This window comes from Fundicoccus culcitae (assembly GCF_024661895.1).
GTDB classification, from domain to species: Bacteria; Bacillota; Bacilli; order Lactobacillales; family Aerococcaceae; genus Fundicoccus_A; species Fundicoccus_A culcitae.
In genome coordinates, this window is sequence record NZ_CP102453.1 from 1,054,961 (window position 1) to 1,068,379 (window position 13,419).

Genomic DNA, 13,419 nt, shown 5'->3' on the forward strand with positions numbered 1-13,419 from the left:
GTTAGTTTAGCATGTCCACTTTTTTATTCATAGATACCTCACTATTAGGCGCGTACCTGATGAGAGCATACATCTTCCTTCAAGAAGGTAAGCGCGAGACAAATCCAACCAAAATTGTCGCGCGGCCATAAAGCGCGCGACAAACTTATCCGAAATTGTCGCGCGCCTTTGATTTTGCACCCTTGAGATTTTTACGTGCTGTGTCGCAACGTTATTTATTGGTGTTTAAAAGAAGTTGTTCAATGGATTGGGCGACTTCTTCGATGGATTTGTTTTCTACGTTAATTACGGTGGCGTTGAGGCGAGAGAAAAGTTCTTCGGAATATGTGAGTTCGGCTTTGATTCGATCCAAACTACTATAGGTTGTGATTGAGGCCATGCCCATCATTTTAACGCGTTCGGTCCGAATTTTCATAATATAGTGGGGGCTGGCGGTTAAGCCAAATAATTTATTGGATGGGACTTGCCAGATTTCTTGGGCAAGATTGACTTCGGGAATTAAAGGCAAGTTCGAGACTTTATACGATTTATTGGCTAAATACATGCTTAGAGGCGTTTTCGAGGTCCGTGAAATACCTAATAAAACGATATCGGATTTAAGAAAGCCTTTGGGATTTTTGCCATCATCGTATTTCACCGCAAATTCAATGGCGGCTACGCGATTGAAATATTCTTCATCCAAGGCATGTAGCGCCCCACTTTTGCGGATAGGTTTCATACCCGTTTGGTCGGCAATCAAGTCAATCATTTCTGACAGAAAATCAATGTGACGCAAAGACTGTTCGGCCGCTGCATCACGGATAATTTGATTTAACTTGGGATTAACTAAGGTTGAAGCGACAATGGCTTCTTCAGCGAGGGCGTCATTTAAAATTCCACGTAAGTCTTCTTCATTATCAATAAAAGGATAATTTTTAATTTCAGGGTTTTCCATCATGGGGAATTGGGCTAAAGCGGCACGAATTAAGCGATTAGCCGTTTCGCCTACTGAATCTGAAATAACAAAGATACGGGCAGTAGGACCATCTGTGTGTGAACGAGGTGTGAATAAACTCATGCGTTTTGCTCCTTATCTGTAAGTTCTATCAATAAATTGACTAGCACCGTTTTTGATATCTTACCAACAACGGTTTTCGAATCCCTCGACGCTAAAACCGGCAAAGAATCAATTTGATGACGCGAAATACTTTTCGCGGCTTTTAAAACCGGAACGTCTGGATACGTCACAAAAATGTTCGGCATACGCGTCATAATCACCGCCACGGGGGCATCTGAATGGTTTCCCATCATCGTAGACCGCAGCAAATCCTTCCGTGATAGCACGCCGACTAATTCATCCTGGTCGTTCGAAATGTACAACGTCCCGACATCGTACATAAATAAGGCTGTCACCGCATCTTGAACACTGGTATCTTGTTTAATAAGCACCGGCGCTTGCATAATATCCTGAACCGAAAGGGCTGACAGCTTATCTTGTAGCATCGGTTCAAAATCCAACCCCGAATAAATATAACCAACCTTTGGACGGGCATCGAGAATACCCGTCATGGTCAAAACAGCTAAGTCGCTTCTCAAAGTTGATTTGGTTAAACCTAACGTTTTAGCAATATTATCCCCGGTAATAGGTTCATTTTGCTTCACGATTTCGATTATTTTTTGTTGGCGTTCTGTTAAGTTCATCTTTAACCCTAATCCTCTAATTTTTCTTACATTGTAGCATATTTAATCGCACTTTGGGCAGCTGCTATTTGTGCAATTGGAATTCGATAAGGGGAACAAGACACATAGTTTAAGCCAATTTGATGGAAGAATTCAATGGAATTAGGATCGCCACCTAATTCACCGCAGACCCCTAATTTAAAATCCGCTTGCTTTTGGCGCGCTTTTTCAGTGGCTATTTTAACGAGTTCGCCCACGCCTTCCACATCTAACGTTTGAAAAGGATCAATTGGCAAAATAGCTTCACTAATATATTGATTGATATATTTACCCGCATCATCCCGTGAAAAACCAAAGGTCATTTGGGTTAAATCATTGGTGCCAAAACTAAAGAAATCGGCATAATCCACCAATTGGTCAGCAATTAGACAGGCTCGTGGTAGTTCGATCATAGTCCCAATGGTGTATTCAACGGTTACGCCTAATTCTTTTAATAATTCCTCAATATGCTTTTCAATTTGTTGTCGCAAGAGTGCCAATTCTTCTTTCATACCAACCAGCGGAATCATAATCTCGGGCTTCACTTGAAAAGTAGCGGTATTTACTTGGACTGCTGCTCGAATAATGGCTTCAGCTTGCATTAAATAAAGGTTGGGATAAGTAACGGCCAAACGGACGCCACGATGGCCTAGCATAGGGTTCACTTCGGTTAAATCAATCACACGTTGTTGAAGTTCGGCGTAAGTTGTTCCCAATTGTTCAGCCACATGGGTGATTTCTTGCTTGGTATGTGGCATAAATTCATGCAAAGGTGGGTCAAGCAAACGAATAACGACCGGCTTATCTTGAGTGAGTGAAAAGATATTTACAAAGTCATCAATTTGATAGTTTAATATGGCACTTAAAGCCCGATTTTGCTCCTGGGCTCGATTTGACAGGATAAAGCGACGCATCTCACGTAAACGTTCTTCTTTAAAAAACATATGTTCCGTTCTAACGAGCCCAATCCCGTCGGCTTCAAAAGCTAAACCCGTTTTAATGTCTTCGACGGTTTCGGCATTCATTCTAACTTTTAGATGTGATCGTTCACGTGCCCAAGCCATAATTGTTTGGAATGACTCATCCGCTTCGGTCGGCATCTTTTCGACATCACCCAAATAGATGGCTCCATTGGTCCCATCCACTGAAATGATTGTCCCCTCTTCCAATTGACCGCCGGGATAGCTGACGCGGCGATTGTCTTCATCAATATTAATTTGCTCACAACCAACAACGCAACAAACGCCCATCCCCCGTGCAACCACGGCAGCATGCGAGGTCATCCCCCCGCGACTGGTAACCACCGCTTCACTAATGCTCATCCCAGTTATATCTTCTGGCGAAGTTTCTTGACGCACTAAGATAACTTTCTCACCTGCTTGAACAGCGGCCTTGGCCGCATTCGCATCAAAATAAATATTCCCGGTCGCCGCCCCAGGACTTGCTGGCAAGCCTATATCCGTTATTAAGTCCGCAATTTTAAGGGCCACAGGATTAAAGGTAGGATGTAAAAGTTGATCAACTGATTTGGGATTAATTTGCATCAGTGCTTCATCTTTAGTCGCTTTCCCTTCATTGACTAAGTCAACGGCTATTTTAAAAGCCGCTTTGGCCGTCCGTTTACCACTCCGGGTTTGCAACATAAATAACTTGCCGTTTTCGATAGTAAATTCAATATCTTGCATATCACGGTAATGATCTTCCAATAAGTTGGCCACACGAATAAATTCGGCATAAACATCGGGCATCACTTCACTTAAAGTCGAAACGGGTAAAGGCGTCCGAATCCCAGCCACCACATCTTCCCCTTGGGCATTTAATAAATATTCCCCAAAAATTTTATTTTCACCTGTGGAAGGATTGCGTGTAAAGGCCACTCCTGTGCCAGAATTTTGACCACTATTCCCAAACACCATCTCTTGAACATTAACGGCCGTTCCTCCTTGATGGGACATATCATTTAAATTACGATACACAAACGCACGCTCATTATTCCATGAAGAAAAAACCGCTCGAATCGCTTCAAACAATTGTGTTTTAGGGTCTTGCGGAAACTCCTTTTGACCAATTTTTTTATAAATACCTTTGTAGGCTGCGACAATAACCTTTAAGTCGTCCACCGTTAAAGCTTGATCATTTTCACGTTGGTGTGTCTCCTTATAATTGGTTAAAAAGCGTTCAAAATGACTGCCATTTATTTCATAAACAACATTCCCAAACATGTGCAGCAATCGGCGATAACAATCATAAGCAAACTGAGGATTGCCTGTTAATGTAGCAAAACGTTCCACATTCACATCATTTAAACCTAAATTTAAAATGGTATCCATCATTCCTGGCATGGACTGCGCAGCCCCACTTCTAACGGAGACGAGCAACAAATTATCCCCTTTTGAAAATGACTTACCCGTTTCGGCTTCAAGTCTTGCCAAATAAGTTTCAATTTGTTGGATCATTTCTTCAGTCAATTGCTCACCGTTAGCCAAATATTCCATACATGCTTGGGTTGAAATCGTAAAACCGCTCGGTACCGGCAAGCCCAAACCCGTCATTTCAGCTAGATTCGACCCCTTGCCACCTAATAAAGCGCGCATCGTTGCATTGCCCTCATGAAAATCATAAACGTATTTTGTCATTTTCCCGCTCCTTTAATGCGTATTATAAAAGTATTTTATCCATTATATAATGCGTCTTATATAAATACAATACGCATTTTATTTCTTTTTAATAACACCTCCTGGACGTAAGCGGTTCATTCTGTGGCGCGACCAAATTAAAATGAAAACCATGAAAATAACTATCACCTCACCTAAGCAACAAAAAAACCGTAAGCCTCTCAGAAAGACGAGACTTACGGTTTTTTCAAAGCCAAGGGCTTAGGCAGTGATATTTATTAGGAAGGGGTTAAAGGGTGTTGTATTTTTCAACGCTGGCTTTAATTTCGTTAATCAAAGTGGCATCCTCAAGACCAGTGACTTCTTTAATGACATCCTCAAGCGGTTGTGTTTGCAACATTTGCTGTAATTGCACACTTTCATTGTCAGCCGGATCATCATAATGGAAAATCATGCCCACTGTATCTACCAGATAATGATAGCTCAGCTTTCTTTCGGCTAGCTCACGAATCGGTAAAATAAAGCGTTCGTTGTAACCCAATTTGCGAATCGGGGTCCGTCCAACACGTACAACATCATCCGAAATATAAGGGTTCTTGAAGCGATTAATAATGGTTGCTTGGTAGTCAGCATGAACGGCGGGATCAAAATCCCATTTAGTGATCAACAATTGGCCGGTTTCTTGGAGCACATTTTGTAATTGTGACAAGACCCGTTCATCGGTTATCGCATCTTTGATGGTTTTATAACCATACATTTTCGCCGTATAGGCAACGGTGGCATGACCGGTATTCACCGATAGAAGTTTTCTTTCAATAAAGGGTTCAAGTGACGGTTCATATTCAACCCCTTCAAGCTTTAAGTCCACGTTTTTCATTTGGGATTCGTCGATAACCCATTCACTAAAGGGCTCAACAGACACAAATAAAGGATCATCATGCGATTGCATCGGAATAATGCGATCGACGGCGGCATTAGGAAAGCCGATAAAGGCTTCTAATTGTTCGATTTCTTCAGCGGTTAATGAATCATAAACATACGTTTTTAATTGTTGGCTTCCACCAATCATATTTTCACAAGCAATCACATCTAGGGGTTGATGATTGCCATTTTCAAGTCGTTGACGTAATCCATTAGCAATTAAAGGGGCTATAAATTTTAAGATATTGGGACCAATCGCCGTTGTAACAATGTCAGCATCCGCGATTTCTTCAGCCACTTTTTCAGCTTCCGTTTCATTATTAACCCCACGAACATTTTCTACATGAATGGTTTCTGCTTCTGGAGCGGCTAAGGCAATATCATACTCCCCTTTTTCGTTTAAAGCATCAATGATGGTTTTGTTAATATCGACAAAGACAATCTCTATATTGTTTTTAAAAAGGATTTCACCAATAAAACCTCTACCGATGTTACCTGCTCCAAAGTGTACGGCTTTCATCAATTATTGTCCCCCTTGTAAAAGTGTTAAAATCGCTTCTTTTGAATTGGCATCGGCCAATTTTTGAACATTAGCAATATCTGAACATAAAATCGCAATTTGTGACAACAAATCTAAGTGTTCTCCATCTTTTCCAGCAATACCAAAAACGACGGTAACTAAATTACCGCTAAATTCAACCCCATCAGGAACTTGGACAATTGAGATTCCAGAGGCTTTTATCATATCTTTTGAGTCACTTGTACCGTGCGGGATCGCAATATAGTTCCCCATAAACGTCGAAACATCGTCATCCCGTAAAATCATTTGTTCAATATAGCCTTCATCAACTAGCCCTTGGTCGACTAACAATTGACCTGCTAATTTAATCGCATCATTTTTATCGGAAAATGATTGGTCTAAGCGAATTAAATCTTCAGTAATATTCATTTTAATGTCCTCCTTATGTTAATATGCTTTGTAAAACATCAACACTTAGCGCCTCTAACAATTGCTTAATATCTGCTTCGGTCCCGTTTAAATAAATTTGTGTATAGTCTTCATTTTCAATGATTGAGCTACTAATCGTGCCGAGATAATGTGTGGTTAATTCATCCATGGCTTCAGGCCCGAACATAACGATTAAGCGATGAACGTCCGTTGGTTTTTGATCCATGCCCATCGTCTCGATGGGATATTTTAAATGATGAATCGCCAAAAAGGGTTTTGAAAATGAGTTATCGGTTGTATGTAGCAATAGAATCCCTGTATTAGGAATTGCTAAAGGTGCCATGTCGAGACGTTTATTGATTTTATTGATGAGTTTTTCATTCGGTTTAAATATCTCTGCGACATACTCTTGCAGGGATTGAAACTGATCATCTAAAAAAACAATCGTAAAGTTGGCGATGATATCATCGGCTAAATCCACAAATTGCTTTATTGTACGAAAAGATGTTTTTTCTTTTTGCGTAGCTGCAATTTGGGGTAGATGAGTCTCTGCTTTACTTGAATAGGCCTTTAGTAGTTGCTTGATGGTTTCAATCTCCGCATCATCTAAAATAGGATTGATCAACGTATAATCCGATTCAAAGCCTGGCAACGTAATCGTTGAAAAAACCATCTTATAGTCGTTAATATCAATATTAGACAGATCAACAGCCCTAACCACATCAATATGATTAATTTCTTTAATCGAACGCTCTAACCGACTTTTCAGGATTTTGGAAGTTCCAATTCCACTCGAACAAATAACTAAAACATTTAAATTCGAATCATAACCAAATTTTTCAAAACTTGACGCAAAATGCGTGACAACATAGCCAATTTCTTGTTCAGAAAATATCGCTGGGGAAAAGACTTCAATCAGTTTTTCTTCAACGATTAAATACAATTTGGGATATTGTTGTCTTAATTGAGTAATGACTTCATTTTCAATTTCCGGCAAATTAATATCCAAGCGTTTTAAAGCCGCCCCTATGTGATTAATCAAGTCGTTGTATAATTCTTGGTCGCGATTGAAATTGAATTGAAACTCATTGGAAACCAATTTAACCAAATACCTGATTTTATAAGCCAATTCCATATCGTAAGAACTTTGAAAGATACTATGGGATTGTTGAACGTTGATTCCACGTAACTGCATAGCCCAAAAAGATACTTCAGTGGTATTTATTTTGGTTTTATAGGTTTCATCAAAGGTTTTTACAAAGGATAAAACGTGTTGGATGTATGGAAGCAATTGATTGTAGTCAATTGATTGGGTTGTATCCACCGTCTTCCCTTCATTTAAGCGCATCAATGAAATGGTAATCAAGATGACGAAGTTCTTTAAGATATCATCCGCAATCGTATGCAACATTTCCGGTTGCTCTTTTTTGATGGAATCATAAACCATTTTTAAAATAGTGGCATCGATGATAGTCAATAAATATTGTGACTCCGTTTCGACGCCTGTCTCTTCTGCGCCTTCCACCACACGATAAAAATCAAACTCATTAATTTCATTCGTTATTAACTGGCTGAGGTATAGACGTAAGTATACCTCATTACCCGTTAAAGAAAGTTTAGATTCTTCCGAGCGTTGAATCGATAGCTTATACTTAGAATTTTTTTGATTTAATTGGATAATGTCTTGTTGAATCGTTGCTAGCGAAACGTCAAAAACATGTGATAAATCCGTTTGGGTAAATTGATTGTCTGTTTTTAATGCGATGGTTGCCATAATAGCCACTTGTCGTTTTAATGGATCATCCCATTCAATGGTGATGGGCGATTTCAAATAACGATTTAATTCTGCTAGTGCTTGTGGACTACCACTTAGCCGGTATAGTTTGTCTTTTTTCTCTAGTTGGACATTTGAATGACGCAACGTATCTTCTAAATTGGATAGTTCGCGATAAACGGTACGCTTACTCACTCCCAAGGTATGAACTAATTCATTCAAAGAGATGCCATCCTGTTTGATAACGAGTAAGCGTAAAATTTTCAATTCCCGATTTGAAAAATAAAGCACGTTTATCACCATCTTTAGCTTTAATACTTGTTAACCAAGTTATTTAATTCTTCATCGTCAATAACGTCCGCAACAACTTCACTATTTGAAACGGTGACTTTTGTTTTTAGTTGATTGGGTATGATGAAGACCGTTGTCTTATCATCAATCACACCGTCCTCGATAGCTTGTTTTTCCATCGTCATTGCATTGCCTGTGCGTTTAGCTTCTTTTTGCAATTTGTCTAGAATCATCGTTCCGGTGCCTCGTGTATTATTATCATACAAAACAACCATTTTGACAATATGGGTGTTTTTAACGGCTGATGAGGTCGGGGTCGGGGTTGCGGTTGGGGTTGGGGTTGCGGTTGACGAGTCTTCAGTACCAGCGAAACGATTAACGATTTCATCATATTTTGGACTTTGTAAAAAGTTATCCACGGAAATATGCGTCGCATTGGGTGATTGTAGTTTCGCCCGTTCAGTTAACTCTTGTTGTGTAATAATAAGTAAATTCGAGCCATCTTTTAGTTGGTTAATGGCTGAATTGGTGACGTCAACTTTTACATCCGCTTCCTTGAATTTATTTCTTAGTAAGGACGCACCCATGGCACTTGAGCCCATTCCCGCATCGCAAGCAAAAATAACTTTATCAATCGTTGCTGTAGAGATATCACTAACAGCGGCTTGACTAGAAATACCTTTTGATTCTTTCTTCATCGCTTGTGAACGTTCAATTTCTGCTTGTAAATTATCGTCTTCATCGGTACTTTTATCTCTTTTGAGGATAAATGCAGCCACGACAAAGGAAACAAGCGTCGCAGCGAGTACACCTGCAAGCACACTGACCCATTCGCCCCTTGGTGTCATGGCGATAATCGCAAAAATCGATCCTGGCGAAGCAGGTGCGGCAAGCCCAGCATCTAATAATTGGAAGACAAAGGTTCCTGTTACACCACCAGCAATGGCAGCTAAGAATAAAGCAGGTTTCATCATAACGTATGGGAAATAAATTTCATGAATCCCACCAAAGAAATGGATAATCGCAGCTCCGGCAGATGAACTCTTGGCTGAGCCTTTTCCATATAACATGAAAGCTAATAAGATACCTAAACCTGGACCCGGGTTAGCCTCTAATAAGTAAAGAATCGACTTGCCTGTTTCCAACGATTGTTCTGTTCCTAAAGGGGTTAGGATTCCATGATTAATTGCATTATTCAAGAATAAAACTTTTGCCGGTTCAATAAATATATTGGCTAAAGGTAAAGCGCCAATCGAAATGATATAATTAACACCTTGTGCCATTAAATTAGTCCCTGCCGTTACAGCAGGCCCAACAGCATAAAAACCAATAATTGCTAAGATAGCGCCAATAATTCCCGCTGAGAAATTATTGTATAACATCTCAAAACCAGTCTTGACTTTATCTAAGAACATTTGGTCAAATTTCTTCATCACCCAGCCACTCAACGGCCCCATAATCATGGCTCCGATAAACATCGGTATCGGCGACCCAACAATCACACCCATCGTTGCAATCGCTCCAACAACCCCACCACGTTCTTCATAAACTAATTTACCACCTTGATACGCAATCATTATCGGCAATAAATAATTCAACATTGGGTCAACCATCTGTGCCAAATCTGCATTTGGCATCCAACCCGTATCAATAAATAACGCTGTAATGATCCCCCATGCAATGAACATGGCAATATTCGGCATAATCATACTACTTAAACTTGTACCCAACTTTTGGACTGAAGCTCTAATAGACCCTTTTTGCTCAACTGTTTCTCCCAACTTACACGCCTCCTATTTTTAGAATTGTTTTCTCAAACAACTCTTTATTTTATACTTAAATAATAACAGAAAGTTGCAATCGTTTACAACTTGATGTTTGGCAAATTCTTTGTGCCAAGACTTTAGTTGGCAAAAAGTGCCTGACACAGCTATTTTTATGCTATAATGAGGCTAGCAAATTTAAGCGATTTTATTGATTGTGAAATTGACAACAAAGTTCATTCGGGGTACAATATTATCAAACAAAAATAATAAATAGGAGCTTATAATATGGAAATAATCATTGTTGAAAATAAAGAAGAAGGCTCAATCAAAGCCTATGAATTAATTCACAAAGCATTAAATGAAGGCGCTAAAGTATTTGGTTTAGCAACTGGTTCAACACCTGAAATCATGTATGAAAAATTAGTTGAAAGTGATATTGATTTTTCAGAGGCTGTTTCTGTTAACTTGGACGAATATGTTGGCTTAAGTGGTGATCACGAACAAAGCTACCGTTATTTTATGCAAAAACATTTATTTGATAAAAAACCATTTAAAGCTTCATATGTGCCTAATGGATTAAATGACGAAGAAACGGAAGTAGCTCGCTATGAAAAAATCCTGGCTGAAAACCCTGTTGATTTACAAATCTTAGGCATCGGTCAAAACGGACATATCGCCTTTAACGAACCCGGCACGTCATTTGACTCCATCACCCATAAAGTCGAACTGACCGATTCAACTATTCAAGCGAACAAACGCTTCTTTGAAAAAGAAGAAGATGTCCCACGCTATGCTTACTCAATGGGCTTAAGCTCTATTATGAACGCTAAAAAAATCATCCTCTTAGCTTTCGGCGAAGAAAAAGCCCAAGCCGTGAAAGATTTGGTAACGGCTGAAGTAGCCACTGAAGACATCCCTTCAACCATTTTAATCAACCACCCTGACGTAACCATCATTGTTGACGAAGCCGCAGCCCAACTCATCAAATAAATATCCCCTCAAAGTGCCAGCCAAGCCAACTGCTTGGTTGGTATTTTTTTTGCTGTGTTACGTAGGCGAGGGGTTGTTTAATACGGAGTGAAGGGCTGGTATGAAGTTGGTTTCATTTTAAAACATGCCGAGTTTCGAATGTTGAGCATAGCCAACAAGTTAGTATGGCGGAACTCCCAACAAATCGAAAGCCGGTTTTTGGTCAAGTGTCATCATATTTTCCAGGTTAGCTAAAAAGAAGGGTCTCTTCAAGCAGAATTCCCCCACTTATTGTTCAGAACTCGTGGCGCAATCAGATAGGGGCCATAAGTGATTGCGTGAACTTGAGCGCTATGGGATTGCGGTGCTATGGGATTGCGGCGCTATGGGATGTAAGCGGGAAGTGATTGGCCGTCTTTCAATGATCATCTAAGTTATTGTCACATGGAAATATCTGAGTGACAATAACGTTTTCTCTTTGCCACTTACTTTTTTATTCGGATTTTGGACAGAATCAGGCTATTCTGTCCTTTTTTCCTTGAATTTTGGACAGAATCAGGCTATTCTGTCCTTTTTTACTTGGATTTTGGACAGAATAGGTTATTCTGTCTTTTGCTACTTGAGCAGATGACAGATTAGCTTTATTTGATCATGAAATTAGGTGTTTGATGGACCGATTAGCTTTATTTAATATCCACTCAGTTCCCACTTACAAGTGATTGCGTGACCTTGAGCGTTATCGGATTGTATCGCTATGTGATTGCGCAATAGCGGGAAATAGGGCAATTAATTTGGCGAGTAGTATCATATTCGCCAATCACTGATGAGAGCAAGCATCTTCCTCCATTCTCACTAATCTTTCATCTTCTGAAAACGTAGCGCCTACCTCCAAATTGATAAGCAGGCAAATATTTATATCTGTCTGCCACTTCCCACTTACCATAAATGACTGATTTTAGACAAATGCCGGTCGTCGTTTCAACAGGACGTCCGCCTTTCTTACTTGCCGGACTTCACGGGAAATCGACGTCCGCCAAATCAGCAGTTATATCAAAATTTTCCCTTTTGCCGGTCGTCGTTCCAACAGGACGTCCGCCTTTCTTACTTGCCGGACTTCACGGGAAATCGACGTCCGCCAAATCAGCAGTTATTACAAAATTTTCCCTTTTGCCGGTCGTCGTTCGAGTGGGACGTCCGCCTTTCCCAATTGCCGGTCTTCCCGGGAAATCGACGTCCGCCAAATCAGCAGTTATTACAAAATTTCCCTATTGCCGGTCGTCGTTTCAGAAGGACGTCCGCCTTTCTTACTTGCCGGTCTTCCCGAGAATTCGACGTCCGCCAAATCAGCAGTTATATCAAAATCCCCCCTATTCCCAGTTGTAATTCCAACGGGACGACCCCCTTTCCCAATCCCCCGTCCCCCTTCCCCAATGCCCAATCACCCCGCATCATTCCCCCACCCCTCACAAAAAACCCCCACCAACACGCCTGAAGCGAATCAGTGGGGGCTAGGCCCGCAGGGATATTTATTTTTTGAAGTCGTTGGTTCGGTTTTCTAAAGATTCAGTGGCTTGGCGGGTTTTGTTTAGGTAGGCAACATTTTGATCGTATTGCTTGGTCATGTAGCAATAAAAGAGTAAGTCAATAGCGTACATATGACACAGCAAAGAGATGGTTGCGCCGCTTCTAAGAGGGGCTTCTTCCGTGTCCGCTACCGTTAAGGCGATTTGAGCCAAAGTGTTTAAAGGATTTTGGGAATCCTTGGTCAGCGAAACGGTCCGTAATCCCATGTCATTGGCTTGCGCCATTAAGATACGGCCTTCACTGGTGTGACCACTGTTAGAAATTGCAATAAAAACCGCTTTTTCCGAAGCAATGGACATCGAGGCCACCAATTCGTGCGCATCTTGCAAAGCCACTACGTGTTTACCTACCCGACTGAACTTCTGTTTAATATCGCTAGCTACTAAGTAGGAGGCGCCGATTCCATGTACGAAAACAATGGGCGCTTCCACAATCCAATCCGCGACCGCGTTAAGCAAGTCATCTTTCAGGCTTTCATTGGTTTTCTCAAAATAGTAATGGGTGTTCCCCAACATTTTAGTTTTAATGTCGCTTATTTGTTCGTTCGGTGAGAAATCCGTCAAAGTGGCTGGATCGACCGTGGTCGATTGCGCGGATAATAACAACTTAAACTCAGCAAACCCCTTCACGCCAATCGATTTACAAAACCGAATCACACCTGCCGGGCTAGTTCCCGAAGCAGCCGCCAAGGTTGACGCACTCATTTGAATCACTTCTTTGGGATGCTCTAAAATATACTCGCCAATTTTCCGCTCGGACTCCGTCAAATTCGGTAAAGCATTTTTAATCGTCAATAACAACGGCTGTGCCACAGAACCACCCCACTCTCAAAATAAATACCTCTGCTTCTCG

10 protein-coding genes are annotated in these 13,419 nt (G+C 40.7%); 2 read left to right on the top strand and 8 right to left on the bottom strand.

What is annotated here, in order from left to right; translation table 11 throughout:
- Nucleotides 1–211: 211 nt before the first annotated feature.
- The 7 genes from NRE15_RS04935 to NRE15_RS04965 form a co-directional block, all read right to left on the bottom strand.
- Nucleotides 212–1,057, bottom strand: a complete 846-nt coding sequence (locus tag NRE15_RS04935) for a pyruvate, water dikinase regulatory protein (RefSeq protein WP_313794490.1) — start codon at nucleotides 1,055–1,057, stop codon at nucleotides 212–214.
- Nucleotides 1,054–1,680: a helix-turn-helix transcriptional regulator gene (locus tag NRE15_RS04940; protein ID WP_313794491.1), complete on the bottom strand. Its 627-nt coding sequence runs from the start codon at nucleotides 1,678–1,680 to the stop codon at nucleotides 1,054–1,056. The genes NRE15_RS04935 and NRE15_RS04940 overlap by 4 nt, the downstream gene beginning before the upstream one ends.
- Nucleotides 1,681–1,706: 26 nt before the next feature.
- Nucleotides 1,707–4,334, bottom strand: coding sequence for a pyruvate, phosphate dikinase (gene ppdK, locus NRE15_RS04945; protein ID WP_313794492.1), 2,628 nt, complete (start codon nucleotides 4,332–4,334; stop codon nucleotides 1,707–1,709).
- A gap of 268 nt (nucleotides 4,335–4,602) precedes the next feature.
- Entirely contained in the window at nucleotides 4,603–5,754 is a 1,152-nt protein-coding gene (locus NRE15_RS04950; protein WP_313794949.1) for a mannitol-1-phosphate 5-dehydrogenase, read from the bottom strand.
- 3 nt (nucleotides 5,755–5,757) lie between these two features.
- Nucleotides 5,758–6,183 carry a PTS sugar transporter subunit IIA gene (locus NRE15_RS04955; protein WP_313794493.1) on the bottom strand — a complete coding sequence of 142 codons (426 nt, stop codon included), beginning with the start codon at nucleotides 6,181–6,183 and terminating at the stop codon, nucleotides 5,758–5,760.
- 13 nt (nucleotides 6,184–6,196) lie between these two features.
- Nucleotides 6,197–8,260 carry a BglG family transcription antiterminator gene (locus NRE15_RS04960; protein ID WP_313794494.1) on the bottom strand — a complete coding sequence of 688 codons (2,064 nt, stop codon included), beginning with the start codon at nucleotides 8,258–8,260 and terminating at the stop codon, nucleotides 6,197–6,199.
- A gap of 8 nt (nucleotides 8,261–8,268) precedes the next feature.
- Nucleotides 8,269–9,957: a PTS mannitol transporter subunit IICB gene (locus tag NRE15_RS04965; RefSeq protein ID WP_313794950.1), complete on the bottom strand. Its 1,689-nt coding sequence runs from the start codon at nucleotides 9,955–9,957 to the stop codon at nucleotides 8,269–8,271.
- Nucleotides 9,958–10,299: 342 nt separating this feature from the next.
- Between NRE15_RS04965 and NRE15_RS04970 the strand changes: the two genes are divergently transcribed.
- Together NRE15_RS04970 and NRE15_RS04975 are read left to right on the top strand one after the other, a co-directional pair.
- Complete coding sequence (locus NRE15_RS04970; RefSeq protein WP_313794495.1) at nucleotides 10,300–11,004, top strand: glucosamine-6-phosphate deaminase; 705 nt, start codon at nucleotides 10,300–10,302, stop codon at nucleotides 11,002–11,004.
- Between the two features lie 942 nt (nucleotides 11,005–11,946).
- Nucleotides 11,947–12,366, top strand: coding sequence for a hypothetical protein (locus NRE15_RS04975; protein WP_313794496.1), 420 nt, complete (start codon nucleotides 11,947–11,949; stop codon nucleotides 12,364–12,366).
- Between the two features lie 143 nt (nucleotides 12,367–12,509).
- Here the strand turns inward: NRE15_RS04975 and NRE15_RS04980 are convergent, their stop codons facing one another.
- A complete protein-coding gene (locus NRE15_RS04980; protein WP_313794497.1) occupies nucleotides 12,510–13,379 on the bottom strand; it encodes a MurR/RpiR family transcriptional regulator in 870 nt (289 codons plus the stop codon).
- Nucleotides 13,380–13,419: the final 40 nt, after the last annotated feature.